General features: G+C 69.0%; 21 protein-coding genes. 13 read left to right on the top strand and 8 right to left on the bottom strand.

Translation table 11 applies throughout. The features are described from left to right. Positions 1 to 21: 21 nt before the first annotated feature. Genes ASD79_RS18115 through ASD79_RS18150 form a run of 8 tightly spaced genes read left to right on the top strand, consistent with a single transcriptional unit; the run spans position 22 to position 7,310 of the window. On the top strand, positions 22 to 585 hold the full coding sequence (locus ASD79_RS18115) for a hypothetical protein (RefSeq protein ID WP_156400571.1): 564 nt from the start codon (positions 22 to 24) through the stop codon (positions 583 to 585). 22 nt (positions 586 to 607) lie between these two features. Beyond that, complete coding sequence (locus ASD79_RS18120; RefSeq protein ID WP_056724217.1) at positions 608 to 1,204, top strand: hypothetical protein; 597 nt, start codon at positions 608 to 610, stop codon at positions 1,202 to 1,204. Between the two features lie 3 nt (positions 1,205 to 1,207). Further along, complete coding sequence (locus tag ASD79_RS18125) at positions 1,208 to 1,783, top strand: hypothetical protein (RefSeq protein WP_056724219.1); 576 nt, start codon at positions 1,208 to 1,210, stop codon at positions 1,781 to 1,783. Between the two features lie 12 nt (positions 1,784 to 1,795). Next, positions 1,796 to 2,413 (top strand): hypothetical protein, encoded by a 618-nt coding sequence (locus ASD79_RS18130; RefSeq protein ID WP_056724222.1) that lies wholly within the window; start codon positions 1,796 to 1,798, stop codon positions 2,411 to 2,413. Further along, positions 2,410 to 2,991: a hypothetical protein gene (locus ASD79_RS18135; RefSeq protein WP_056724224.1), complete on the top strand. Its 582-nt coding sequence runs from the start codon at positions 2,410 to 2,412 to the stop codon at positions 2,989 to 2,991. The genes ASD79_RS18130 and ASD79_RS18135 overlap by 4 nt, the downstream gene beginning before the upstream one ends. A 20-nt stretch (positions 2,992 to 3,011) precedes the next feature. Further along, on the top strand, positions 3,012 to 3,821 hold the full coding sequence (locus tag ASD79_RS18140; RefSeq protein ID WP_056724226.1) for a molecular chaperone: 810 nt from the start codon (positions 3,012 to 3,014) through the stop codon (positions 3,819 to 3,821). A gap of 4 nt (positions 3,822 to 3,825) precedes the next feature. Continuing rightward, positions 3,826 to 6,324, top strand: coding sequence for a fimbrial biogenesis outer membrane usher protein (locus ASD79_RS18145; RefSeq protein WP_235524513.1), 2,499 nt, complete (start codon positions 3,826 to 3,828; stop codon positions 6,322 to 6,324). Then, positions 6,321 to 7,310, top strand: coding sequence for a hypothetical protein (locus ASD79_RS18150; protein ID WP_056724229.1), 990 nt, complete (start codon positions 6,321 to 6,323; stop codon positions 7,308 to 7,310). Before ASD79_RS18145 ends, ASD79_RS18150 begins: the two co-directional genes overlap by 4 nt. 37 nt (positions 7,311 to 7,347) lie before the next feature. On the opposite strand, the gene ASD79_RS18155 is transcribed toward ASD79_RS18150, so the two are convergent. From ASD79_RS18155 to ASD79_RS18170, 4 genes are all read right to left on the bottom strand, one after another. Then, positions 7,348 to 7,767 carry a hypothetical protein gene (locus ASD79_RS18155; protein WP_156400572.1) on the bottom strand — a complete coding sequence of 140 codons (420 nt, stop codon included), beginning with the start codon at positions 7,765 to 7,767 and terminating at the stop codon, positions 7,348 to 7,350. 492 nt (positions 7,768 to 8,259) lie between these two features. After that, positions 8,260 to 8,871, bottom strand: coding sequence for a LuxR C-terminal-related transcriptional regulator (locus tag ASD79_RS18160; RefSeq protein ID WP_235524514.1), 612 nt, complete (start codon positions 8,869 to 8,871; stop codon positions 8,260 to 8,262). A gap of 473 nt (positions 8,872 to 9,344) precedes the next feature. Then, positions 9,345 to 9,527, bottom strand: a complete 183-nt coding sequence (locus tag ASD79_RS25200; protein WP_156400573.1) for a hypothetical protein — start codon at positions 9,525 to 9,527, stop codon at positions 9,345 to 9,347. Beyond that, on the bottom strand, positions 9,524 to 10,810 hold the full coding sequence (locus tag ASD79_RS18170) for a phosphatidylinositol-specific phospholipase C1-like protein (protein ID WP_082585011.1): 1,287 nt from the start codon (positions 10,808 to 10,810) through the stop codon (positions 9,524 to 9,526). Before ASD79_RS18170 ends, ASD79_RS25200 begins: the two co-directional genes overlap by 4 nt. Before the next feature lie 306 nt (positions 10,811 to 11,116). Here ASD79_RS18170 and ASD79_RS18175 point away from each other — a divergent pair, with 306 nt between their 5' ends. Together ASD79_RS18175 and ASD79_RS18180 are read left to right on the top strand one after the other, a co-directional pair. Then, positions 11,117 to 11,797 carry a heavy metal response regulator transcription factor gene (locus tag ASD79_RS18175; RefSeq protein ID WP_056724236.1) on the top strand — a complete coding sequence of 227 codons (681 nt, stop codon included), beginning with the start codon at positions 11,117 to 11,119 and terminating at the stop codon, positions 11,795 to 11,797. Next, entirely contained in the window at positions 11,797 to 13,242 is a 1,446-nt protein-coding gene (locus ASD79_RS18180; RefSeq protein ID WP_235524515.1) for a heavy metal sensor histidine kinase, read from the top strand. The genes ASD79_RS18175 and ASD79_RS18180 overlap by 1 nt, the downstream gene beginning before the upstream one ends. A 241-nt stretch (positions 13,243 to 13,483) precedes the next feature. Here the strand turns inward: ASD79_RS18180 and ASD79_RS18185 are convergent, their stop codons facing one another. The 4 genes from ASD79_RS18185 to ASD79_RS18200 all read right to left on the bottom strand — a co-directional run bounded on the left by ASD79_RS18185 (position 13,484) and on the right by ASD79_RS18200 (position 20,659). Further along, positions 13,484 to 14,887, bottom strand: a complete 1,404-nt coding sequence (locus ASD79_RS18185; protein ID WP_056724239.1) for an efflux transporter outer membrane subunit — start codon at positions 14,885 to 14,887, stop codon at positions 13,484 to 13,486. Then, positions 14,874 to 16,064 (bottom strand): efflux RND transporter periplasmic adaptor subunit, encoded by a 1,191-nt coding sequence (locus ASD79_RS18190; protein WP_056724241.1) that lies wholly within the window; start codon positions 16,062 to 16,064, stop codon positions 14,874 to 14,876. The genes ASD79_RS18185 and ASD79_RS18190 overlap by 14 nt, the downstream gene beginning before the upstream one ends. After that, positions 16,057 to 19,260: an efflux RND transporter permease subunit gene (locus tag ASD79_RS18195; RefSeq protein WP_056724243.1), complete on the bottom strand. Its 3,204-nt coding sequence runs from the start codon at positions 19,258 to 19,260 to the stop codon at positions 16,057 to 16,059. The genes ASD79_RS18190 and ASD79_RS18195 overlap by 8 nt, the downstream gene beginning before the upstream one ends. Before the next feature lie 112 nt (positions 19,261 to 19,372). Next, positions 19,373 to 20,659 (bottom strand): MFS transporter, encoded by a 1,287-nt coding sequence (locus ASD79_RS18200; protein WP_056724245.1) that lies wholly within the window; start codon positions 20,657 to 20,659, stop codon positions 19,373 to 19,375. Between the two features lie 241 nt (positions 20,660 to 20,900). On the opposite strand from ASD79_RS18200, the gene ASD79_RS18205 reads away from it, so the two are divergent. The 3 genes from ASD79_RS18205 to ASD79_RS18215 all read left to right on the top strand — a co-directional run bounded on the left by ASD79_RS18205 (position 20,901) and on the right by ASD79_RS18215 (position 25,322). Then, on the top strand, positions 20,901 to 21,488 hold the full coding sequence (locus tag ASD79_RS18205; RefSeq protein WP_056724247.1) for an RNA polymerase sigma factor: 588 nt from the start codon (positions 20,901 to 20,903) through the stop codon (positions 21,486 to 21,488). Beyond that, a complete protein-coding gene (locus ASD79_RS18210) occupies positions 21,418 to 22,413 on the top strand; it encodes a FecR domain-containing protein (RefSeq protein ID WP_056724249.1) in 996 nt (331 codons plus the stop codon). The genes ASD79_RS18205 and ASD79_RS18210 overlap by 71 nt, the downstream gene beginning before the upstream one ends. A 92-nt stretch (positions 22,414 to 22,505) precedes the next feature. Continuing rightward, entirely contained in the window at positions 22,506 to 25,322 is a 2,817-nt protein-coding gene (locus tag ASD79_RS18215; protein WP_056724251.1) for a TonB-dependent siderophore receptor, read from the top strand. Positions 25,323 to 25,334: the final 12 nt, after the last annotated feature.

Genomic DNA, 25,334 nt, shown 5'->3' on the forward strand with positions numbered 1-25,334 from the left:
ACGGCGATCGGGAGAATGATCATGCGACACAAGATCCTCCTGTCGGCCGCCGCGGCGAGCTTCGCGCTCGTCTGCGGGGCCGGGCCGGCCCTGGCCCAGTCCCAGACGGGAACGGTGCTGGTCAACGGCACGGTGGCCAACCGCTGCCTGTTCGTGACCGGCGACGTCGTCCTGGACCTGGGCGAGCTGGCCCTGCTCAGCGGTGACACCGCCGCCCTGGGCCGCCTGGACGCCAGCAAGGTGACCAGTCGCACGGCCACCCTCAACGGCTGGTGCAACGGCGTCTCGGCCAGCATGGCGGTCGAGGCCCTGCCGATCCTCAACACCAGCTTCACCGACGCGGCCCCGTCCGGTTTCGACCGGCGGATCGACTACACCGCCACGGCCACGGCGCAGCCGACCGGCGGCGCGGTCTCGGCGTCGGACAGCACCCTGGCCAGTGGCGGTGGCACGGCCAGCACCACGGGCATCTTCAGCAGCGACATCACCGTCAGCTTCGCCACGCCGGCGACGCCGACCGGGGGACGCCTGATCGCGGGATCCTATGCGGGCTCCGTGGTCGTGACCCTGTCGCCGGTCACCTGAGCGCAAGGAGAAGGAGGTCGTCATGATCCAGCATCGAACCCGTTTCGTCGGACTCGCGGCGACCGCCCTCGCCTTCGCGGCCTCGGCCGCGGCGACCGGCGCCCTGGCCCAGGGCCAGGGGCCCGTCCAGGGCAATGTCGGCCTCGACGCCCAGGTCAGCCGGCTCTGCGCGCTGGGCGCCCCAACCCCGGCGGGCCTGACGCTCGGCCAGATTTCCGAAGGCTCGGGAACCCGGGTCGGCCGGCTGGCGACGATCGCCTCCCAGGCCATCACCCTGCCCGACTCGTTCTGCAACTACGCCGGCGCGGCCCTGGCCATCGCCGCCTCGCCCCTGGCCCTGACCAGCGGCACGACCCAGACCGGCTTCGTCGGCTCGGTCAACTACACCTGCACGATCAGCGCCTGGGGCGCGACGGCGGCCACGGTCCGCACCAGCGCCTCCAGTTCGTCCGGCAGCGGCGTCAGCTCGACCAACGCCGCTCCGCGCGAAACCGACCTGGTCCTGGTGGTCTCCGACTTCGCCGCCGCCACCGACGACCTGCTGCAACCGGGCGCCTACCTGGCCCTGGTCACCATCACCCTCGGGCCCGACGCGGGCCTGACCGCATCGGGGAGCTGAACCATGCGCCGCTCCTTCCCCCTCCTGGCCGCCCTGACGCCCCTGGCCCTGGTCCTGGCCACCGCCGCGGCGGCCCAGACCGCCGGCCCGTCGGACTCCGTCGGCCCGATCCAGATCTCTGGCTTCGTCCCCAACAACATCTGCACGCTGGGCAACCTCAGCGACGGCGACAACCTGTTCGACGTCGGCGTGATGATCGACACGGCCACCGGCCTGCTGCGACCCGATCTGTCGGCCCCGCCCAAGGTGCTGACCGGCACGCAGTGCAGCTCGCGCAGCCTGTTGACGATCGCCGCCACCACGATGACGGCCCAGGCCTTCACCGCCACGCCGCCGGCCGGCTTCTCGCGCGCGGTCGACTATACGGCCACCGCCTCGGGCTGGACGCCGACCAGCGCCAGCTACTCGACCGGTTCCAGCGTCAACGCCGCCGCCACCCAGGTCCGCGAAACTCCCGGCGCGGCCGACATCACGATCAGCCTGTCGAACTTCGCGACAACGGGCGGCGACGCCCTGCACCCCGTGGCCGACGACACCTACCAAGGCGCCGTGGTCGTCACCCTGGCCGCGGCCAGCTGAAGGAGACGCGCCATGAACAGCCCAAACATCCTCGCGGCGACCGCCCTGACCACCGCCTCGGCCCTGGCCCTTCTCCTGGCCGGACAAGCGGCGCGGGCCCAGACCGATGGCGACAACACCCGCAACATGCTGGTGCGGGGACGCGTGCCCCAGGTCTGCACCCTGGCCACGCCGACCCTGGCCGGCGGCGCCCTGAACAATTTCCGGACGCTGAACGGCAGCAGCCTCGAGGTCGACCAGCTGACCGACCCGGTCACCCTGTCGACGCGCGCCGCCTCGGCGGAGATCAGCTTCGCGGCGGTCTGCAACTTCGCCCACCAGGTCGTGCTGGAAAGCCGCAACAACGGCCTGTGGCGGTCCGAGCTGGGCCTCACCCCGGCCCCGACCGGCTTCAGCGACGCGGTGCCCTACACCGCCACCCTGGTCTGGGGGCCGATCAACACCAGCCTCCAGGCCGACGCCAGCGCCCGCCGGATCCGCGACCGCACCCAGGCCGTCGATCGGCCCGTGGCCGGCGCCATCGTGCTGCGGCTCGATATCCAGCCGGGCGCGACCAACCTGCAGACCAATGCTCCGTTGGTGTCCGGCGTCTATCGCGACACCCTGCGGCTGACGGTGGAACCCCAATGAAAACCGCCCTCCTCCTCATCGCCGCGGCCCTCGCCGCGACCAGCGCCCCCGCCGCCACCTGGGCTCAGACGGCCTCGACCGGCGACCGCGCCAGCAGCTCGCTGGACCTGTTCGGCCGAGCCCCCAGCGCCTGCGTGCTGTCGCCGCCCGCCGCGGCCGCCGGGTCCAACGCCAGCTTCTCCGCCCAGGGCGGCCAGGCCGGCGTGGTCCGCTTCACCCAGTTCGTCGACCCGCAAACGGCCCAGCCGCGCGCGGCCTCGATCAGCCTGGCCTTCCCCGTGGTCTGCAACTCGGCCCACCGGCTGACCGTGCGGACCGACGGGACGGGCCTGACCCGCGCGGCCGGAGCGGCGCCCGCCCCCGGCTTCCGCGACCGCCTCGGCTTCGAGCTCTCGGCCGATTGGGCCGGAGCCCGCGCCGTCGGCTCGAGCGCCGCGCTCACCCCCATCGACCTGCGCACCGCCAACGGCGCCGCGGGCCAGATGAACCTCATTGTCGACGTCCCCGGCGGCGGAGCGCCGCTGGTGGCGGGCGACTATTCCGGAACGCTCGTCGTCGAACTCGAAGCGTCCAACTGAACCCTAGGAATGGAACCGGCATGATGCGTTCGAAGAACAATCGCAAGCGCTGGCTGGGGGCCGTCGCCGCCGCGAGCCTGGTCCTGGCCAGCCTGCCTGGGGCGGGCCTGCCCGGGGCCGGCGGACGCGCGGTGGCGATGACGGTGCAACCGGTCGTCATCGACCTGAAGCCGACCGGCCGCGGCATGTCGCAGATCGTCACGGTGCAGAACACCTTCGCCAACCCGCTGCCCGTCGAACTGCGCGCCGAGGAGCTGACCTTCGACGAGAAGGGGGCCCATCCGGGCGACACCCCGTCCAACGACCTGCTGATCTTCCCGCCCCAGGCGGTGATCCAGCCCGGCGAGACCCAGGCGTTCCGCATCCAGTGGGTCGGCGACCCGGCCCTGACGCAGAGCAAGCACTACTACGTCACCGTCGCCCAGATGCCGGTGAAGCTGCCGGAAGGCCAGTCGGCCATCCAGATCCTCTACAATTTCCAAGTGCTGGCCAGCGTCAGTCCCACGGGCGGCAAGCCCAATCTGTCGCTGTCGAAGGCCGAGATCGGCGTCGACGCCGCCGGCAAGCCGATCGCCGTCGTCTACATGGCCAACACCTCCAACACGCACGGCTACCTGTCGCGCGGACGCCTGCGGATCACCGAGAAGGACGCGACCGGCAAGGCCGTCTTCCAACGGACCCTTCCCGGCCCCGAGATCCAGCAGACGATCGGCTTCGGCCTGATCGCACCCGGCCAGACGCGCCGGATCGCCGTTCCCATCGAACTGCCCTTGACTGCGGCAGCAGGAGGCTCCCTTGAAGCCCAATTCTCGTCCGACGAAGGGCGCTAGGCTCATGGCCTACCGCCGCTGGCTCCTGGCCTGCTGCCTGGCGGGCGCGACTCCGGTCGTCGCCCTGGCGGCCCCGGCCTCGACCCCGGCCGTCGGCCCGCCCGCCGCACAGGAACCGACCCGCACCGTCAGCCCGGCCGACGCCCAGCGTCAGCTGAACCCCACCGGCCGCGACGTGAACCTGACGGTTCCGCTGAAGGACGGCGACTTCTACCTCGGCGACATGCCGCTGACGATCTCGGCCGACGGACAGCTGTCGATGCCGTCCGACCGGCTGCTGGGCCTGCTGTCCGGCGTGCTCGACGGTCCCTCGATGGTCGCCCTGAAGTCGGCCTTCAACGGCCGGCTGATGGTGGGACCGGACGCGGTGACCCACGCCCGGATCCAGATGACCTACGACCCGCGCACGCTGGAGCTGCGCCTGCAGATCCCGCCCGAGCTGAAGGCCGTGCGCAGCCTGCAGATCTCGGCGATGGACCGCGCGAACATCGGCTCGTACGTCCCGCCAGCGGGGTTCAGCGGCTATCTCAACGTCCGCGGCTCGGTCGACTATGTCGAACAGGGTCTGGGCGACGGCTTCGGCGACCCGACCTTCCTGCTCGACAGCGCCATCCGCCTGAACGGCTTCGTGCTGGAGAACGAGGCGGTGTGGCAACCGGGCGCGACCAACGACTACCAGCGCCTGGGCACCCGCGTCGTGTTCGACGACGTCAAGAACACCCTGCGCTGGACGGCCGGCGACCTGCAGGCCACCAGCCGCGGGTTCCAGTCGGCGCCCGACATCGCCGGGATCTCGATCTTTCGCTCCTACAGTGTGCTGCAGCCGCAGACCATCGCGCGGCCTCGGGGCCAGGAAAGCTTCACCCTGGCGCGGTCCTCGGACGTCAGCGTCATCCTCAACAACCAGCTAACCCGTCGCCTGCACCTGGACCCCGGCCGCTACAACGTCCGCGACTTCCCGTTCGCCCAGGGCTCCAACGACGTGCGCCTGGTGATCGAGGACGACACCGGGCGTCGCGAGACCCTGCGCTTCAACGTCTTCTTCGACCGGGCCCAGCTGGATCCCGGCCTGTCGGAATTCGGTCTCTACGCCGGCGTCATGGCGCCGTTGCTGGCCGACGGCCCCGACTATCAGGACAACTTCACCGCCAGCGGCTTCTACCGTCGCGGGATCACCAACCGGGTGACCCTGGGCGTCAACGCCCAGGGCGACGAGCGCACCGTGATGGCCGGGGCCGAGGGCCTGTTCGGGACCCCCTTCGGCACCCTGGGCGTCGATTTCGGCCTGTCGCACATCGACACCTTCGGCTCGGGCTACGCGGCGACCGTCACCTTCCAGCGGCTGTTCCAGTTCGCCGGCGGCCAGGCCGACGCCCTGAACCTGTCGCTCGAGACCCGCAGCCGCGAGTTCGGGCCGGTGGGGACGTTCTTCCCCGACAACCGCTACAACTACGAGCTGGGGGTCGGCTATTCGCACGCCTTCAGCGACGCGGTCTATGCCAGCCTCGACGGCCGCTATTCCAACGGCCGCGACAACTATCCCGACTCCAGCAGCTACCGCCTGGGCGTCGGCTACCGCCTGGCCTCCAACCTCGCCCTGACCGCCAACCTGATGTACGACGACGTGCCGGGACGGCGCGAAACCTCGGCCTTCATCTCGCTCAGCTGGCAATTCTCGAACAATTCCAGCCTGCGCGCCGAATATGACGGCCGCGAGGATCGGGCCCGCCTGGCCTACCAGGTGCTGCACGGCCAGGGCGTGGGCTCCTACAACGCCTATGCCGAGGTGTCGCGCTCGCCCGACGACTCCGCCTTCAACGGCAGCTTCAACTACATCGCCAACCGGGCGGAGCTGGGCCTTTCGCACTTCACCGCCTTCGACGGGCCCGACAACGGCCGCACCTCCATGCGGCTCGGAACCTCGATCGGCTTCGCCGACGGCGCCGTGTCGATCGGCCGGCCGATCTACGACAGCTTCGCCATCGTCCAGGGCCACAAGAGCCTGAAGGGCGCCGACATCACGGTGAACCCGACGCCGTTCGGCTACACCTCCAACACCGGCGCGCTGGGTACGGCGCTCGAGACCAATCTCAGCGCCTATGCCGAACGGACGATCACGGTGGACGCGACCAACGCCCCGCCGGGATACGACCTGGGCACGGGCTCCTTCCGGGTCTTCCCGCCCTATCGCGGCGGCTACAAGCTGGTGGTGGGTTCGGACTACTCGATCACCGCCATCGGTCGCCTGCTCGACGCCGACGGCGCGCCGCTGGTCCTGATCTCGGGCCGCGCGGTCGAGGTCGCCAAGCCCGACCAGGCGCCGGTCATCCTGTTCACCAACCGCGACGGACGCTTCGGCGCCTCGGGCCTGCGGCCTGGCCAATGGCGGATCGAGATGGGGACCACGCCCCCCACGGTCTACCGGCTCGACGTTCCCGCCAGCGCCGAAGGCTTCGTCAAGACCGGCGACCTCAAGCCCAACACCTCCGGAGGCCAACCATGAACCCCCGCCGCCCCAGGCTGCTCCTCGGACTCGCCGCCGGCGCCAGCCTGCTGGCCGGCGGGTCGGCCATGGCCCAGTGCGTCACCTTCGACCCGGTGGTGCTGTCGGGCAATTTCGACCCGTTCAATCCCAGTGGCACGACGGTGCAGACCCTGACGATCACCGCTCACCGCCCGCCGGCGGTCGGCGGCATGAAGACGCAGGAGGTCGATTTCATCTATCTGCGCCGGCCCGACACGCCCGCCAGCCTGACCATCGTCCAGACCGCGACGGGCGGCCAGATCCTCGAGAACCCGCCCGGACACGTCCTCGACCCCAACAACGTCAACCCCAACGAGGTCGAACTGAACTTCGGCGGCGTCGGCCAGCCCGACGTTAAGACCTTCGTGGTGACGGTGACCGTGCCCAGCGGCGCGGACCTGCCGGCCGGGACGACCGACCTCAATCTGGACCTGAAATACTTCTGCAAGCGCACCGGCAACGCGCCCCACGACTCGGGAATCGATCCCAACTCGCTGATCGTGCGGATCAACGTGCTCAGCGCCCTGCAGGCCAGCTTCGTAGGCCCGGCCCTCGACTTCGGCGAGATCGGAACCCTGACCACCGCCGCCCTGCCGTCGACGCCCAATTCGGTGAAGCAGCGGACGGGCAATGTGCGGGTGGCCAGTTCGGGTCCCTATTCGGTGGACCTGACCTCGCAGAACCAGTTCCGGATGACCTATCCGGGCGGATCCCTGGCGACGACCAACCAGCGGATCCCCTATGTTCTGGATTTCCTGGGCCAGTCCAAGACCACGGCCTCGCCCACCTTCGCCACGGTGACCTGCCAGCGGGCGGGACTGACCGGCCAGTACCTGGCCGTGACCCCGACCCTGCTGGAGGGCGGCGCGGGCAAGGTTCCCTCGACCAACTACCAGGACATCCTGACCGTGACGATCACGCCCCTGGCGGTGCCGCCGGCGTCCGCGCCCGTCGCCTGCATGTAAGGGCGACAGGCGCTCCGACGGCGGCGCTCCGTCGTCGTCAGAGCGCGGCGATCCGCAGCGAAAGGTCACCGATCTGGCCGGCGTCCGCGCCCGGATCCAAGCGCACCATGTGCGCCTGCGAGGCGGCCGTCGCGGACCGGCTGATCAGGGTGACGCCGGTCGACGACAGGGCGATCCGCTGGCCGTCGACATAGATCGCCGCGTCATGCAGGCCCTGGGCGTGCGACAGCCAGACCTCGTAGCCGGCGGCGCTGTTGCAGAACTCGGTCATGCGACCCAGCTCGGTCGCCTGGCTGGCCGAGGCGGAGCTGTTTTCCAGGTCCACGCGGCAGATCACCGGCACATGGCCTTCGAGTCGCAGTTCATAATTGTTCGGCGCGGCGTCATTCGGCGCGGCGACGGCGCTGGTGGCCAGGCCAAGGAAGGCGGCCGCAGCCAGGAGCATTTTGATACGCATAGCAAACCCCATTTGCGGATGATGGAATGATCATCGCGGGTCGAGGTTAAGCAACCGGCCCCAAAATATGGTAAACAAATTATGTAACAATAATGACGTATCGCCGCTATGCAATATTTGATACGCAACTTCACATAGCAATATCTCACTAGTAAGAATTTACTAGTGAGATATTCGGGCAGTAGTCTTGAATATTTTCGATCCCTGGCGAGATAAAATCCCGGTATCAGCGCGATCGGTGCGGGCTGATCGACCGACGCCGGATCAAGGCATGGTGCTGATGCCCTGATCCGGCGTTCGACGGGCGGGGGCGCCGTCGATGATCGCCGATGGCTTTGCAGCAACATCGACGAACCGATCCCAGTCGCGGAGAAGACAAAACGGGGGAGGCCTTGTCCCGCGACACACAAATACTACCACATCAAGAACACTTAACAATAACAACGCCTTACTATATTGTGTAGATTTTATTCCACAGGCCGGAATCAACCATCACTCTAGTATGTCGGCCGACGAAATCACCGAGACCAGCTCAGCTTGGCGATGCACGCCAACCTTGATCATGGCCGAAGCCATCTGCACCCGCAGGGTGTTGATGCTGACGTTGCGCTCGGCGGCGATCTCGGCCGGTTCGCGCCCCTGGGCGACCCTGGAAACGATCTCGGCCTCAGCCGGGGAGAAGCTGAACATCATCCGCGCCCGCTCGGCCAAGCGCGGCGAGGCGCGACCGACCTCGCGCACGGTGATCAGCGCGCAGCGGAAAGCGCCGTCGCCGGCCGACAAGGGTTCGATCAGCAGCACCAAAGGCTTGGCGCTGCGCGAACGGTGGATCTGCATCGCCCCCGAGCGCCCTTGGTGAACCGCCCCGGCGATGCGACTCCGCAGGCCCTCTGTCTCGGACCCGCTTTCGGCCGCCAACAGGCCGCCGCTCTCGGCCAGGCCGTCTCCTCGGGCCACGTAGCCCCAGGCCAGATCGTTGGCGGCATAGGTGCAACCTTGACCGTCGACGACGATGACGCCGAAGTTCACCAGGTTGAGAACGGCGTTGGCGATATGCGCCTCGAAGACCCCTCGCTCGACAGCCGAATCCACGACTTCGATCATCTTTGCCAGCCCCATTCGCGTACCCTCGCTGCCTTCGCCTGTCTGGTCGTCGAGAGGTTGCGCGGACGGGCAAATGAATATGAAGCGCAGAGTTGCGCCAGGTATTCACATTGCCGTAAAGAATAGATGCACCTTCAACGAGCAGAGCAAAGCTCCTTTCATCATTGGATGATATTTTCGGCGCGAAATCGCACCCAAAATTGGGTAGTCAAAAAGACTATTATCGACACTTATGAGTAGCAAGTACTTGTTATGCAGCGAAAAATTCGCGCATCTGGATACATGTATGCAAAATCAGTAAAGTACGACGATTTCAATTTGAATATATCGACGCCTGTCAAGTCGCATAGACGCCGCATGCATCATCGATGGCGAGCGTTCCGTCAAACTCGCCGTCGGCCGGACGCGACCGTCTCGCGGCTCCCCATCCGTCGGCGGCTTTCGGTCGATGACCGAACCGGCCAGCCGTTCGACTATCCGGGCTTCAAGGCCGTGCTGTCGGCCAACGCCCCGCAGAACAGCAACACCGACGACAGGGTCACGCCGCGCGTGGTCGGGCTGATCTCCAACCGCTGGGGTGATTTCGGGGCCTTGGCCCGGGCGGCGTCCATGTCCTGACGAAACAGCGGCGAGGCGTGCTCGGCGCCGTGGATCACCGCGCCCGACTGTATCCCGGCCTCGGCGGCGCCGACGCTGTGCGAGCCGCAGATGTAGCGGCTTTCGGCATAGTCCCGTCCCCAGGCGTAGAGGCCGCCGGCGGCGGCGCCAGGATCGTCGTCAGGTCGGGACGTTGGTCGGGACGTTGGTCGGGCGCCAGATAGCCGCGCGGGGGCGCGCCCGGCAGGGTTTCCAGAGGCAGGCCCGCGCAGCGCTCGGCGGCCCGCACCGGGTTGCAGACCGCGACGGCGCCGCCCGTCAATCGGACCGTATAGCCGCCGGCCAGGCGGGGGTCGGCCCACATGTAGTCGGTCGAGACGTACTGCGCGCCGCTGGACAGGGCCGCGCTGCGCTGGGTGACGTCGTTGCGCCGCGCCGCCCAGGTGTCGGCGTCGGCGCGGGTGCGGACGATGAAGCCGGCGCGCACGGCGGCGGCGATGCGGTCGTGCTGGCCGACGGGATCGTTGAGGGTCAGATAGGCGGCGGCCGGCGACTGCTCGTCGGTGTTGACGAACATCGCCCGGCCTTCCAGCGACGTCCGCGCCCCCCGGTACATCGCCACCTTCTCCGGGCTTTCGTCGAGCGCGAAGAACACTTTGCCGCGCGCCTGGGCCAGGGTTGGCCAGCCGCCGGCCAGGACGGCTTCGCGCAGGGTGGCGCGCTTGCCGCGCACATGGTCGGGCGTGATCAGCTGGCTGTCGGCGAAGACCGAGCGCACCTCGGCGTCCAGCGCGTCGAAGGCCCGGGCGTCGAACGGCAGGGCGGCCACGCCGCCGGGCAGGCTGGGCGGGCCCTCCTTGGCGTTGATCAGGATCAGGATCGGCGTGTGGTCGGGATGGGCGCGCGACCAGTCCCGCACCAGGGTCAGGCACTGGACGAAGGCCGGGCACGACGATCGGAAGTCGACGTCGGGCATGTGCATGACCTTGAAGCCTGGACGCGCCATCGCCGCCTTGAAGGCCGGCGTCAGGTCGGCGCCCTGGCCCAGCGCGGTGCGCGGCGTCGCGAAACGGCCGCCGTCGGGATCACGGACGACGTCCAGCTCCAGTTGGCGCGCGCCCTGGTCGAGCTGCTCGGCCAAGGGCCGATGTCCATAGTCCAGGCCCAGGGCCGGCTGGCCGCCCGCCGCGACCATGGCCGCCATCTCGTCGGCGGGAACGGCCAATTTGTAACTGTTGTGCGTGCCGACGGCCGCGATGTCGTTGAGACGCAGCGCGGCGTCTCGCGCGCCATTCTGAGCGAGGGGGGCCGCGCCCAGCAGGGCGATCAACAGACTCAACATGGCGCTCTCCGAAGGTTCGTCCGAGCCGTAATGCGGTTTCGTGACAGGTCTTCGGAGACCATTACTTCGACAGCGACAGGATCGCGCCACGGGCCGATCCGGTCGGATTTGTCATTTTCGCGTCAGCGAGGAGACTGGGTCGGTCGCCGATAGTCCGGTTTCCTCGCCCTGTCGGCTCGCGGACCGCTCCGCCCCCCGTCGCGGCTCGCTCAGGCCTTCAGGCGCGGGGATCCACGCTGTAGGCTGACGCCCTGTCGCGGAATCCCGTCATGTCCGCCGCGCGTTGATAAGGGGCGCATCGCCGCCATGAAGATCCTGATTGTCGAGGACGAACCCAAGACCGTCGCCTACCTGCGCAAGGGGCTGACGGAGCAGGGTTACGCCGTGGATTTCGCCAGCGACGGTGAAAGCGGCCTGCACCTGGCCCAGACCCTGGACTATGACGCGGTGATCCTCGACGTCATGCTGCCGCGCCTCGACGGGATCGCGCTGCTGGAGCGCCTGCGCCAAAGCCGCCAGACCCCGGTCATCATGCTCACCGCCCGCGACAGCGTCGACGCCCGCCTCCAGGGCCTGGGGGCCGGCGCGGACGACTATCTGGTCAAGCCGTTCTCGTTCCTGGAATTGCTGGCCCGGCTGCAGGCGATCACCCGGCGCGGCCGCAACGAGTCGACCTCGATCACCGTCGGTGACCTGCACCTGGACCTGCTGTCACGCCGCGCCACCCGGGCCGGCAAGCGCCTGAACCTGACAGCCAAGGAGTTCGCCCTGCTGGCCGTGCTGGGCCGGCGCCAGTCGCAGATCGTCTCGAAGACCGCGATCACCGAGCTGGTCTGGGACATCAATTTCGACACCAACACCAATGTCGTCGAGGTGGCGATCAAGCGCCTGCGCGCCAAGATCGACGGCGCGTTCGAAAGCAAGCTGCTGCACACCATCCGTGGCATGGGTTACGTGCTCGAGCACCGGCCGGAGGAGACCCCGTGATGCCGACCTCCATCGCCGGACGCCTGACCCTGATGTTCGCCGTGGCCACGGGGCTGGTCTCCGCCCTGGCCGGCACGGCCATCTTCATGTTCCAGACCCTGGAGCTGAAGCGGCACCAGGCCGAGGAACTGCGGGCCCGCTTCGAGATCGTCGAGACCATGGTCCGGCACCTGGGCGGAGCGGATCGATGGCCGATGCTGGCCGACAAGCTGACGTCCTTCACCCCGGCCAACGACAGCATCCGCTATCGGGTCGAGAGCCCCGACCCCCGCTTCGCCTACGGCGCGCCCTGGCCGGCCGGGGCCCAGGCCCAGGGGCCACGCGAAGGCGTCGGCTACGTCCGGTTCGACCAGCGGCGCTTCATGACCCTGTCCCAGGTGGTGCCCCCCTACCGCGAGCGTCCGGCCGTGCGCCTGACCATCGCCGCTGACACCGCGCCTTTCGACGCCTCGGGACTGGTCCTGGGCGTCGGGGTGCTGACCGCCTCGCTGCTGACGGTGGCGGCGGTGAGCCTGCTGGGGCGCCGCATCGCCAAGGGCGGGCTGGCGCCGGTCGACCGGCTGTCGCGGCACGCCGCGGCGCTGAACCCCGACGACCTCAGCCTGAGAATGCCGACCCAGCGGCTGCCGGCGGAACTGAAGGGGCTGATGGCCGCCTTCAACGGCGCCCTCGACCGTCTGCAGAACGCCTATGTCCGGCTGTCCTCGTTCAACGCCGACGTGGCCCACGAGCTGCGCACCCCGCTCAGCAACCTGATCGGCCAGACCCAGGTGGCCCTGTCGCGCACCCGGCGGACCGACGAGCTGGAAGAGGTGCTGCACTCCAACCTGGAAGAGCTGGAACGGCTCAGGACCATCATCAACGACATGCTGTTCCTGGCCAGGGCCGACCAGGGGGCGATGGCGGCCAACCTCGCGCCGACCTCGCTGGCCGCCCTGGTCCGCAAGACGGCCGACTTCCTCGACGTGCTGTTGGAGGAGGCCGGCGTCACCTTGCGGGTGGAAGGCGACGCGACCATCGCCGTGGAGGAGTCGCTGCTGGGCCGCGCGATGACCAACCTGCTCGACAACGCCATCCGCCATGGGGCTGGGCCTGGCCTGGTGACCGTGACCATCGAGGACCATGGCGACCAGGTCTGCATCGGCGTGCGCAACCACGGAACGCCCATCCACGAGGCGCACCTGGCCAGGCTGTTCGACCGGTTCTACCGCCTGGATCCGGCGCGGGAGAACAGCGGCGACAGCCACGGCCTGGGCCTGGCGGTCGTCAAGGCCGTGGCCTCGATGCATTGCGGCAGCGTCTTCGCGCGCTGCGAGAACGGCGAGGTGCTGGTCGGCCTGTTCCTGAAGAAGCGCGCCCGGGCGGGCCTCGATGATTCCGTCGAGACGTCCGCCCCCCGCCCCGCCGGCGCGCCGGTCAAACCGGAGATGACCCAGCCGGTCTAGTGTGACGATTGAATTGACGGCCCTCGATCATGAGGCGTGGGCTATCTGCATTGGCTCCCGCACAAAAACCTTGTCATCCCGGGCGAAGCGAAGCGCAGACCCGGGACCGCCACAAGCGCATGCGCTCAGGCGTCGGTCCCGGATCTTCGCGCTGCGCGCTCGTCCGGGATGACAGCGGTAATGAGCGATATGCGATAGTTCTGAGTACCGAGCGGCGTCCAGACCCTCCCTCGACAACAGCTCACGACCCCAGCGCCCCGTCCCAACCGCCGCCCAGGGCCCGCACCAGATCGACGCCGGCCGCCAGCCGGCGCGCGCGGATGTCGAGCGCCGAGCGGCGGGCGTCCAGTTCGGCCGTCTGGGCCGTCACCACTTCCAGATAGCTGGCCGCGCCCTCGCGATAGCGGGTGGTGGCCAGGGCGTTGGTCTGGACGGCGGCGTCCACGGCCTCCGTCTGCCGCGCCTCGGCCGCCGCCAGGCGGTTGGCCAGGGCCATCTGGTCCTCGACCTCGCGGAAGGCGTCCAGCACGGTCTGGCGATAGAGCGCCGCCTGTTCCTCGAACGCCGCGCGGCTGCCGGCGACGTCGGCGCGCCGCGCGCCGCCGTCCAGCAGCGGCAGGCTGACGGCCACGGGTCCCAGGGCCCATTGATGGTTCGAGGCCGACAACAGGTCGCCGCCCGTCGACTGGAACCCGCCGGTCGCCGCCAGGGTCAGGCTCGGATAGGCGGCGGCCCGGGCCACCCCGATGCGGGCGTTGGCGGCCGCCACCCGGCGCTCGGCGGCGGCGATGTCGGGCCGGCGCTGCAGCAGGTCGGACGGGGCGCTGACCGGCACGCGCGGCGGTTCGACGACGTCGGCGGCGGCGGCGATCGTGAAGCTGGACGCCGACTCGCCCAGCAGGGCGGCGATGGCGTGCTCCAGCAGCGCCCGGTCGGCCAGCGCCTGTTCGTACTGCGCCTGGGTGACGGCCAGCTGGGTCCGGGCCCGGCCGACATCGACCGCGCTGGAGGCGCCGCCGCGGAACCGCTTGTCGGTCAGGGCCAGGGCCTTCTGATAGGCGTCGGCGGTCTGGGTCAGGACCGAGATCTGGGCGTCGAGCTCGCGCAGCTGGAAATAGGTGTCGGCGAGCCGGGCCTGCAGGCTGAGCCGGACCGAGGCCAGGTCGGCGGCGCTGGCCTGGGCCTCGGCGCGACCGGCCGCCACCAGGTTGCGCACCCGACCCCAGAGGTCGAGCTCGTAAAGCGCCGTGGCGGTGAGGACATTGTTGTCCCGCCGGCCGTTGGCGGCGTTGCGGTCGCGCTCGGCGCTGGCCGTGGCGCTCACCGACGGCCAACGGTCGGCGCCGACCCGGCGCGCCAGGGCCGTTGCCTGGTCGTAGCGGGCCAGCGCCACGGCCAGCGCGGGGCTGCCGGTTTCCAGGCGCTGCTCCAGGGCGTCGAGGGCCGGGTCGCCGAAGATCCGCCACCAGGGCCCGCGCGCTTCGGCGTCGGCCGGCGCGGCCGGGGTCCACGGGCCGGTTTCGCGATAGGCCGGGGCCGCCGCGACCGAGACCGGCGGCGCATAGGCCGGGGCCAGGCTGCAGCCTCCGAGCGCCAGCAGGGCGACGGCCGCGAAGCTACGGGCGGGCTGACTACGAGCGGGCATTGGCCGCGCCCTTGGCCACGTTCTGGGGCCGCACCGCGCGCACGACGTCGCCGTTGGTGATGGAGTCCGGGGGACTGTTGACCACCCATTCCGTGGCCCCCACGCCGCCGGCCAGCTCCAGGTCGGCCCCGAAGTCCCGGGCGATCCGCACGGGCCGGATGCTGACGCGGTTGTCGGCCCCGACCACGGCCACCGACGTGCCCTCCTTGCGGAACAGCAGGGCGCTGGACGGCACCCGCAGCGGGCTGGCGCCGGCCGCCGGGCCTTGCAGATTCAGGGTCACCTGGGCGTAGGCGCCGGGCTTGAGGCGGCCGGCGCTGTTGTCGAACACCAACTGGATCAACATGGCCCCCGACTGGGCGTCGACGGCGTCGGCCGAGCGGACAAGCTGGGCCTCGAACACCTGGTCCGGCTGGTCGGGCACGGTGAAGTGCGCCGTCAACCCGGGCCGGATGCCGGCAGCCAGGCTTTGCGGCACGCTGACATAGAGCCGCAGCTTGCGGGTGTCGGCCACGGTGAACAGCGGCGTGGCCCGGCCGTCGCCGGCCGCGATCAGGGCGCCGACGTCGGTGTCGCGGCTGGTCACCACGCCGTCGAACGGCGCGACGATCCGCCGGAAGCCGGTCAACGCCCGCAGGCGCTGGACGTTGGCCTGGGCCTCGTTGCGCATCGCCTGGCGGGCGGCGAAATCGCCGCGCTTCTCGTCGGCCTCCTGCTGGGAGACCGCGTTCTCGCTGACCAGGCGGTCCCAGCGGGTGGCGGTGACGGACGCCAGGTCGCGCTGGGCCTGGGCCGTGGCCAGGGCGGCGTTGGCGGCGACCAACTGCTGGTCGACTTCCGGGGCGTCGACCTCGGCCAGGACCTGTCCGGCCTTCACCGGGGTTCCGATGTCGGCGTACCAATTGCGCAGGTAGCCGCTGGTCCGGGCGTAGACCGGAGCCTGGGCCCAGGCCTGCAGGCGACCCGGCAGGACCAGCGTCCCGGCGTCGCCGCGCGACGGCTGGGTGACGCTGACCGACTGCACCGCGCTGTCGCGGGTCGTCGCGCTCAGTTCCTGGCGCGCCATCAGCCGGGTGGCCGCGCCCACGCCGAGGACGATCACCAGGGCGGCGCCGACGAAGAGGGCGGCGCGACGCAGCCGCCTGGGATTGGTTTGGGGAAGGATGGTGTCAGGCATGGACGGGACCTTCGGAGGACGCATCCCGGGGGGACGCGCGGCGGCCGTGAACGAGGGCGAAGACGCAGGGAACGAAGAGGAGCGAGGCGCAGGTGGCGAAGATCAGCCCGCCGACCACCGCCCGGCCGAGCGGCGCGTTCTGCTCGCCGCCCTCCCCCAGGCCCAGGGCCATGGGGGCCATGCCGATGACCATGGCCAGGGCGGTCATCAGCACCGGCCGGAAGCGGGTGACCCCGGCCTCGAAGGCGGCTTGCAGGGCGTCGCCGTGCTCGGCCAGGCGTTCGCGGGCGAAGCTGACCACCAGGATGGAATTGGCCGTGGCCACCCCCATGCACATGATCGCGCCGGTCAGGGCGGGCACTGACAGCGGCGTGCCGCTGGCGAACAGCATCCAGGCGATGCCGGCCAGCGCCGCCGGCAGGGCCGAGATGATCACGAACGGGTCCGACCAGGACTGGAAGTTGATGACGATCAGCAGATAGATCATCACCACCGCGCCCAGCAGGCCCCAGCCCATGCCCGAGAAGGCGGTGTTCATGGTCTGGTACTGGCCGCGCAGGGTCACCTTGACGGTGGCGGGCTTGTCCTTCTCCAGGGTCTTGAGAACCTTCTGGACGTCGGTCGCCACGCCGCCCAGGTCGCGGCCCTGGGTGGCGGCGAAGACGTTGATCATCGGCTGGATGTTGTACTGCGAGACGACGGCCTGGGTCGAGCCGCGGCTCAGCGCGCCCAGGCCGCCCAGCACCTGCGGGTCCTGGCCCGGGGCGCGCGCGCCGCTGACCGGGATCGCGGCCAGCTTCTGCAGGCTGTCGATCATGTATTCCGGGGTCTGGGCGACGACGGGATAGGACACGCCGTTGGCGGGGTTGAGCCAGAAGACCGGCGAGGCCTGGGCGCTGCCGGCCACGGCCCCGGCCAGGCTGGCGGTGACGTCGCGCTCGTCCAGGCCCAGGGCGTTGATCCGCGTGCGATCGACGTCGAAACGCAGTTCGGGGGCGCCCGCCGGCTGCTGGATCCGCGCGTCCGCCACCCCGTCGACGCCGCGGATCGCCCGCAGGATCTTCTGGGCGTAGGCCTGGTTGGCGGCCAGGTTGTTGCCGGTCACCTGGATGTCGATCGGGGCTGGGGCGCCGAAGTTCAGGATCTGGCTGGTGACGTCGGCGGGCAGGAACGAGAAGGTGGCGTTCGGGAACAGCCGGGGCATCTCACGGCGCAGCCTGGCGATGTGCTCGGCCGTGGGGCTGTGGCCCTTCTTCAGGCTGATCAGGATGTCGCCGTCCTGCGGGCCGATCGTGCCCGAGGCGTTGTAGGCGACGTTGATGCCGCTGCTGCTGAGGCCGATGTTGTCGACGACCGTCTCGATCTCGGAGGCGGGGATGATCGCGCGGACCTGATGCTGGATCCTGTCGAACAGCGCCGCCGACTCCTCGATCCGCGAGCCCACCGGCGCCCGGACGTGCATGGCGATCGCCCCGGAATCCACCGCCGGAAAGAAGTTGCGGCCCAGGAATGGCACGAGGGCGAGGCTGAGGATCGCGAAGGCCAGGAAGCCGGCGACGAAGACCCGACCCGATCCCAGGGCGAAACCCAGGACCCCCGAATAACCGTCGCGGAAGGCGCTGAAGCGACGCTCGAAGCCCTGCTGGAAGCGCCCGAACGACCCCCGCGGCGGCGCATGCTCTTCATGCCCACCCCCCTCATGTCCATGGGGCGCATGCGGCCGCAGCAGGTACATGGCCATGGTCGGCACCAGTGTCCGCGACAGCAGGAACGACGCGATCATCGCGAAGACCACCGACAGGGCCATCGGCACGAACAGGAACCCGGAAACGCCCGGCAGGAAGAACATCGGCACGAAGACGATGCAGATGCAGAGCAGACTGACGAAGGCTGGCGTGACGATCTGGGCGGCGCCGTCGAGGATCGCCGTGCGCACGTCCTTGCCCTGCTCCAGGTGCCAGTTGATGTTCTCGATGGTCACCGTGGCGTCGTCGACCAGGATGCCCACCGCCAGGGCCAGGCCGCCCAGGGTCATGACGTTGAGCGTCTGGCCAAAGGCCGCCAGGGCGGCGATGGCGGCCAGCACCGCCAGCGGGATCGAGATCGCGATGATCACCGTCGAGCGCCAGGAACCCAGGAACAGCAGGATCATCAGCGAGGTCAGGATCGCCGCCAGCGCCCCCTCGTGCACCACGCCGTCGATGGCCGCCTTGACGAAGGCCGACTGGTCGTTGAGCGGCGTGATGCTCAGTTCCTTGGGCAGGTTGAGCTTCAGCTCCGGCAGGGCCGCCTTGACGCCGTCGACGATGGCGATGGTCGAGGTGGAGCCGGACTTCAGCACCGTCATCAGCACCGAGCGCTGGCCGTCGACGTGAACCACGTTCTGCTGCGGCGCCGAGCCGTCGCGCACGTGGGCGACGTCGCTCATGCGGACGGTCGAGCCGTTGACCGTGCGGATCGGCAGGTTGTTGAGCTCCTCGACCGAGCCCGGAGCGTTGTTGAGCTTCAAGCTGTACTGGAACTCGCCGATCTTCACGAAACCGGCCGGGGTGATCTGGGTCTGGGCGGCGATGGCGGCCCCGACGTCGGTGGCCGACAGGCCCTTGGACAGCAGCGCCTGGGGGTCGATGTCGACCTGGATCTGGCGCGTCCGGCCGCCGAACGGGAACGGCACGGCCGCCCCGGGCACGGTGACCAGGCGGGTGCGGATGAAGTTGACGCCGTAGTCGAACAGCTGCTGCTCGTTGAGCCCTTCCCCCGACAGCGCCAGCTGGACGATCGGCACGGTCGAGGCGTTGTAGTTGAGGATCAGCGGCGGCGTCGTGCCCGCCGGCATCTGGCGCAGCAGGGTCTGGGAGACGGCGGTAATCTGGGCGTTGGCCAGCCGCACGTCGGCGCCAGGCTGGAAATAGACCTTGACCACGCCGATGCCTGGCAGGGAATTGGCCTCGATGTGCTCGATGTCGTTGACCGTCGTGGTCAGGGCGCGCTGGTAGGGCGTCAGCACGCGCCCCGACATCTCCGACGCCGACAGGCCGTTATAGGTCCAGGCCACCGCCACGACCGGCACCCGGATGTTGGGGAAGATGTCCGTGGGGGTGCGCAGGACGGCCAGCACCCCGACGATGAAGACCATGATGGCCATCACCACGAAGGTATAGGGGCGTGAAAGCGCGATCCGCACGAGGGAGATCATGGCTGGTTCCGTCGTTGCGGAAGAAGGACGACCGCAGGCCTACCAGCGCCACGCGGTCGCCAGGCTGACGCCAAACTGACAAGCCCGTCATCCAGCGTCCCGCACGGCCCGATCAGGGCTCGAGGATGCGGCTTTCGCGCTGGGTCTCCGGCATCCGCAGATAGACGACCAGCGAGCAGGCGATCATCGCGGTGACATACCAGTAGAAGCCGCGCTCCAGCCCCTGCCCCTTGAACCAAAGGGCGACATATTCCGCCGTCCCGCCGAAGACCGTGTTGGCCAGGGCGTAAGGCAGAGCCACGCCCAGGGCGCGGATGTGAGCCGGAAACAGCTCGGCCTTCACCACCGCGTTGATCGAGGTGTAGCCGGTGACGATGACCAGCGCGCCCAGCACCAGCAGGAAGGCGGCGAACGAGCTGGAGACGGTCTCCAGGGTCCGGAAGATGATCCAGGTGAAGGCCACGCCGGCGATGCCGAAGCCGATCATCAACGGCTTGCGGCCGATGCGGTCCGAGAGCGCGCCAGCCACGGGTTGCAGCAGCATGTAGATGAACAGCGCCGCGGCCGTGATCTCGGTCGACGCCTCGCGGCTGAAGCCTGAGGTGTTGACCAGGAATTTCTGCATGTAGGTGGAATAGGCGTAGAAGGCGAGCGTGCCGCCGGCGGTCAGGGCGATGACGGTGAACGCCTGCTTCGGGTGGTCGCGGAACAGGGTCCAGCCGCTGGACCTCGGGCCCGGCGTCGCCTGGGCGTTGGTGAAGCTCTTGGTCTCGCTCAGGCCGCGCCGGATGAAATAGACCGCCACCGCCAGCGCGCCGCCGATGGCGAACGGGATGCGCCAGCCCCAGCTTTCCAGGTCGCGCACCGGCATGACCGCCTGCAGGACCAGCAGCACGCAAAGGGCGATCAGCTGCCCCGAGATCAGGGTCACGTACTGGAAGCTGGAGAAGAACCCCCGGCTTTCCCGCCCGGCCATCTCGGACAGGTAGGTGGCCGAGGCTCCGTACTCGCCGCCGACCGACAGCCCCTGCATCAGCCGGGCGATCACCAGGATGGTCGGGGCCAGTATGCCGATGCGGTCATAGCCCGGCGTCACCGCGATCAGCAGCGAGCCCAGGCACATCAGGGTCACCGAGAAGGTCAACCCCGCCTTGCGTCCCTTGCGGTCGGCGTAGATTCCCATGATCCACGCCCCGATCGGACGCATGACGAAACCGACCGCGAACACCGCCGCCGCGCTCAGCAGCTGGGCGGTCGAGTCGTCCGACGGAAAGAACACCGGCGCGAAATAGAGAGTGAACGCCGAATAGGCATACCAGTCGTACCACTCGACCAGATTGCCCGCCGATCCGCCAATGATCGACTTCAGGCGCTGGCGTCGTTCCGATGATTTTTCCAAAGCGCTGTTTCCCCCTGACGGTCTTTAGTTCCGGTCGAACGAGGATCAGCGGCTCATGGCGAACGTCCCACCCCGTCGCCCGTGTAGAACGGGCGAGACGCCGAACTCCGCTATCCTGCCATGACCTCCAGTTTTCCTGGGGTCCCAAGGCTCCGCTCGCGGCGATATAAAACCTACCGATTGAGTAGGAATTGAACGATAGGGCGCGAATGGAGCGCCGGCTCGAGATGGGGGCGACATCATGGACGACGTGACCGCGCGCTTGAACTGGTTCAAGGCCGTGATCCTGCCGCACGAGGCCGGCCTGCGGTCGCGCCTGCGCAGGGTTTGCCCCTCGGGCTTCGACATCGACAACCTGGTGGCCGAAAGTCTGGCCCGCGCCTACACGGCCAAGGACATCGAGCGGATCACGGCCGGGCGCGGCTATCTTTTCAGGATCGCCCGCAACCTCCTGATCGACGCCGCCCGCAAGGACACCATCGTCTCGCTCGACTTCGTGGCCGACCTGGACATGCTGCGGTCCGACGACTCCCTGGAGGCGTCCCTGACGGCGCGCGACGAACTGCGCCACCTTCAGGCGATCATCGAGACCCTGCCTCCGCAGTGCCGTCGCGTCTTTTTGCTACGTAGGGTTCAAGAAGTTTCTTTCCAGGAGATAGCGGCTCAGATGTCGCTATCCGTTTCGACAGTTGAGAAGCATCTTGCTAGGGCTGTGATGCTCGTGGCCAAGGCTATGTCCGAGCGCGAGGAAGACAGTTTTGACCGAACCACCCGCAGGTCTGGACAGCCGGCAGGCGATCGACGACCAGGCGTCGGCGTTCGTCGCTAGGCTGCAGGGCGAGATCGACGAAGCCGGGCGACAAGCCATCTTCGCGTGGGTCGCCGCCGACCCGCGCCACGCCGTCGCCTTCGCGCGCATGGAAGCGGCCTGGGAGGCCGGCGCCCGCCTGCGGGCCTGCCCGCCCGCGATCGAAAGCCAGCCCGCCAACCAGGACGCCCCCGCCCCGCCCCTGGTGTCGCGCCGCGCCCTGGTCGGCGGCTTCGTCGCCGCCACGGTGGTGGCCGGCGCGGCGACGGCGACCTGGCGCTACACCCGCGACGTCGAGCTCTATCGCACCCGCCTGGGCGAACGCCGGATCGTCACCCTGTCGGACGGCTCCCGCGTCCACCTCAACACCGCCTCGACCATCGAGGTGGCGATGGAGAAGCGGCGGCGGCGCATTCACCTGGTCAAGGGCGAGGCGCTGTTCGAGGTCGCCCACGACACCGCGCGCCCGTTCCTGGTCGACGCCGGCTCGGCGCGCCTGCGCGCCGTCGGCACCGCCTTCAATGTCCGCATCCGCGAGACCCTGGTCGAACTGACGGTCACCGAGGGAGTCGTCGCCGTCGCCCAGGGCGGCGGCCACGCTCTGGAACGCGCCGCGCCCCGCATCGCCGCCGGCGACGGCGCGGTCATCCGCTCCGGCGCGGTCGCGCCGACCGTCCTCAATCCCGACCTCCTGCGCCAGCGCACGGCCTGGCAGGACGGGGTGATCGAACTGGACGGCGAAACGCTTCCCCAGGCGGTCGAGGAGTTCAACCGCTATCGCGACCATCCGATCATCGTCGGCGACCCCCGGCTGGCCAATCTGCGGGTCGGCGGCCGCTTCGAAGTCGACGAGGCCGACAAGTTCATCACCGCGCTGGAAGGCAGTTTTGCCGTCAGCGCCATCCCCACCGCCGACGGCAGCATCTTGCTGGTGGTGCGGTCCTAGAATTTATTCTCGACACGGATGGCGGTTCTCCCCGCCCCGGCCCGTTTGACCTGATTGACACGGTTCAACCGCGCTTTGGGGGCGTTCGAGACATGGCTGGCGGATCTGCATTCAACATCTGGTATCGTGGCGCGCTGCTGGCCACGGTCGCCGCGGCGGCCTTCCCCGCGACGGCGGCGGACAAGTCCACCGAGTTCCACATCGCGGCCCAGCCGATGCAGGGGGCGCTGAACGCGCTTTCCGAACAATCGGGCGTGCGCCTGCTCTACCCGTACGACCAGGTCGCGGGTCTGCGGTCGCGGGCGGTGACCGGTCGCATGCCCACCCGCCAGGCGCTCGAGAAGATCATCGAGCGGTCATCGCTGCGGATCGCGATCATGCAGGACGGCCTGATCGCCCTCACGGCCGCGCCCGCCCAGCAAGGCCTGATCAAGGCCAGCGCGCCAGGGGCCTTCGCGGCCGCCGAGATCGCACAGACCACCGCGGTGGCGGCGCCGGAAGACGTCACGCCCGAGGAGGTCGAGGAGGTGGTGGTGACCGGCGTGCGCGGCGTGGCGCGGACGGTGATCAAGAGCCCGACGCCGATCGACGTACTCAGCGCCGCCGACCTGGAGCGCACGGGCAAGGCCGGCGCCTTCCAGGCCCTGCAGACCCTGGTCCCGTCGTTCAACCTGCCGGCCCGAGCCGGCGGCGGCACCGCCACGGTGATCGCCACCGGCGGCCTGCGCGGCCTGAACCCCGACCAAACCCTGGTGCTGGTCAACGGCAAGCGCCGCCACAAGACCTCGCTGATCAACTCGGTCTCGTCGCTCTACAACGGCTCGGTTCCCGCCGACCTCGACCTGATCCCGACCTCGTCGATCGGCCGCATCGAGGTGCTGCGCGACGGGGCCGCCGCCCAGTACGGTTCGGACGCCATCGCCGGGGTGATCAACATCATCCTCAAGGACACGCCCGGCGGCTCGATCAGCGTCACTCACGGCCAAAACTTCGACCGCGACGACGGCCAGTTCACCCAGGTCGTCGGCAACTACGGCGTCAAGATCGGCGACCGGGGCTTCCTCAACCTGTCGTTCGCGACCAAGGACCAGGCGCTGTCCAACCGCGCCGTCCCGGTGGCCTCGTCCATCCAGATATATCCGAAGATCAACGGCCAGCCCGACCCGCGCGAGGCCACGGTCGACCGCCTGGTCACCCGCAACTCCGGCGTCCTGCCGCAGAACGGCGTCAATCTCGGCTACAACGGCCACTACGAACTGGAGAGCGGCGTCGAACTCTATTCGTTCGGCACGGCCAGCCAGCGGACCTCGGACCTGCCCTTCACCTTCCGGTCGCCCAACAGCGTCAACGCCCTGCCCCAAATCTATCCCGAAGGCTTCCGGCCCAACCTGGTGATCAAGGAAGACGACTTCGAGCTGGCGGTCGGCGCGCGGGGCAAGTTCCGCGGCTGGTCCTGGGAGGTCTCGTCCACCTACGGCAAGGACCTGGCCAAGGAGCACGTGTCCGAGAGCATCAACGCCAGCCTGGGCCCGGCCAGCCCCACCGACTTCTACGTCGGCAAGCTGGTCTCGTCCGAATGGGTCAATTCGCTCGACGTGACGCGCGGTTTCTCCCTGGCCAGCGGCGGCGACCTGCAGCTGTCGTTCGGGGCGCAGCATCGCCGCGAGACCTATCAGGTCGGCGCCGGCGAACCGCTCAGCTACGCGGCGGGAAACTACGTCATTCCGGCCGGTCAGCCGTTCGCGGGGCAGCGCCCGGCGACCGGGGCCCAGGCCGCGCCGGGCTTCCAGCCCACCGACGCCAGCAAGTCCTCGCGCAACAATTACGCGGCCTATGGCGAGGTCGGATACACCCCGACCCAGAAGCTCTTCCTCGGCGCGGCGATCCGCTACGAGGACTATGACGACGCCTCGGGCGACACCGTGGTCGGCAAGGTCAACGGCCGCTACGAGCTGACGCCCTGGCTGGCCATCCGAGGCGCGGCGAGCACGGGCTTCCGCGCCCCGGGCCTGGCCCAGGAAAACTACGCCGCCAGCTCCAGCCAGTTCCGCCAGGTGGGCGGCACGCTCGACCTGCTGCAAATCAAGACCCTGCCGGTCGGTTCGCGCGAGGCGGTCGCCCTGGGCGCCAAGCCGCTGAAGCCGGAGGAGTCCAAGAACTACAGCCTGGGCGTCACCCTGGAGCCCCTGCCCCGCCTGAGCGTCACGGTCGACGCCTACCAGATCGACGTCGATGGCCGCATCGCCATCACCAGCACCCTGACGGGCCCGGCGGTCAGCAACATCCTGGTCGCCAACGGCCTTCCCGGTTCGCTCAGCGCCCAGTACTACACCAACGCCATCGACACCCGCACGCGGGGCGTCGACCTGGTGGCCGCCTACCGGCAGGACCTGGACGCCTACGGCACGCTGCGCTTCACCCTCGGCTACAACCACAACAAGACGAAGATCACCGACATCATCGACAACCCGCCGGAACTGGCCGCCCTGGGTCCAAGTTACGCGCTGTTCGATCGCTTGAGCCAGGGTTACCTGACCAAGTCCTTCCCGAAGGACAAGGTCAGCCTCGGCGTCAACTGGTCGTGGGACAAGCTCAACGTCAACATGCGGCAGACGCGGTTCGGCAGCTACACGGTCCAGCAGAACCTGGTGGGCGGCAAGCCGACCAACGACCGTTCCTATGGCGCCAAGTGGATCACCGACCTCGAGGCCAGCTATCGCGTGACCAAGGCCATCAGCGTCGCGGTCGGAGCCAACAACCTGCTGAACATCTATCCGTCGCGCAGCGGCGCGGACAACGCGTCGAATACGGTCTTCAACGCCAATACCGGCGCCGGCCAGTATCCCGGCATCTCGCCGTTCGGCTTCACGGGCGGCTCCTACTACGCCCGCCTGCAATGGGACTTCTGACCGCGCTCCAGG

The sequence above is a fragment of the Caulobacter sp. Root655 genome (genome assembly GCF_001427665.1).
Classification (GTDB): domain Bacteria; phylum Pseudomonadota; class Alphaproteobacteria; order Caulobacterales; family Caulobacteraceae; genus Caulobacter.

Excerpts from the sequence above, each read along its gene's own strand:
- ASD79_RS18185 (WP_056724239.1), bottom strand. The coding sequence starts at position 14,887 with ATGCCCGCTCGTAGTCAGCCCGCCCGTAGCTTCGCGGCCGTCGCCCTG.
- ASD79_RS18180 (WP_235524515.1), top strand. The coding sequence starts at position 11,797 with ATGCCGACCTCCATCGCCGGACGCCTGACCCTGATGTTCGCCGTGGCC.
- ASD79_RS18120 (WP_056724217.1), top strand. The coding sequence starts at position 608 with ATGATCCAGCATCGAACCCGTTTCGTCGGACTCGCGGCGACCGCCCTC.
- ASD79_RS18170 (WP_082585011.1), bottom strand. The coding sequence starts at position 10,810 with ATGTTGAGTCTGTTGATCGCCCTGCTGGGCGCGGCCCCCCTCGCTCAG.
- ASD79_RS18140 (WP_056724226.1), top strand. The coding sequence starts at position 3,012 with ATGATGCGTTCGAAGAACAATCGCAAGCGCTGGCTGGGGGCCGTCGCC.
- ASD79_RS18155 (WP_156400572.1), bottom strand. The coding sequence starts at position 7,767 with ATGCGTATCAAAATGCTCCTGGCTGCGGCCGCCTTCCTTGGCCTGGCC.
- ASD79_RS18215 (WP_056724251.1), top strand. The coding sequence starts at position 22,506 with ATGGCTGGCGGATCTGCATTCAACATCTGGTATCGTGGCGCGCTGCTG.
- ASD79_RS18195 (WP_056724243.1), bottom strand. The coding sequence starts at position 19,260 with ATGATCTCCCTCGTGCGGATCGCGCTTTCACGCCCCTATACCTTCGTG.
- ASD79_RS18130 (WP_056724222.1), top strand. The coding sequence starts at position 1,796 with ATGAACAGCCCAAACATCCTCGCGGCGACCGCCCTGACCACCGCCTCG.
- ASD79_RS18190 (WP_056724241.1), bottom strand. The coding sequence starts at position 16,064 with ATGCCTGACACCATCCTTCCCCAAACCAATCCCAGGCGGCTGCGTCGC.
- ASD79_RS18175 (WP_056724236.1), top strand. The coding sequence starts at position 11,117 with ATGAAGATCCTGATTGTCGAGGACGAACCCAAGACCGTCGCCTACCTG.
- ASD79_RS18115 (WP_156400571.1), top strand. The coding sequence starts at position 22 with ATGCGACACAAGATCCTCCTGTCGGCCGCCGCGGCGAGCTTCGCGCTC.
- ASD79_RS18125 (WP_056724219.1), top strand. The coding sequence starts at position 1,208 with ATGCGCCGCTCCTTCCCCCTCCTGGCCGCCCTGACGCCCCTGGCCCTG.
- ASD79_RS18150 (WP_056724229.1), top strand. The coding sequence starts at position 6,321 with ATGAACCCCCGCCGCCCCAGGCTGCTCCTCGGACTCGCCGCCGGCGCC.
- ASD79_RS18145 (WP_235524513.1), top strand. The coding sequence starts at position 3,826 with ATGGCCTACCGCCGCTGGCTCCTGGCCTGCTGCCTGGCGGGCGCGACT.
- ASD79_RS18135 (WP_056724224.1), top strand. The coding sequence starts at position 2,410 with ATGAAAACCGCCCTCCTCCTCATCGCCGCGGCCCTCGCCGCGACCAGC.
- ASD79_RS18160 (WP_235524514.1), bottom strand. The coding sequence starts at position 8,871 with ATGATCGAAGTCGTGGATTCGGCTGTCGAGCGAGGGGTCTTCGAGGCG.
- ASD79_RS18205 (WP_056724247.1), top strand. The coding sequence starts at position 20,901 with ATGGACGACGTGACCGCGCGCTTGAACTGGTTCAAGGCCGTGATCCTG.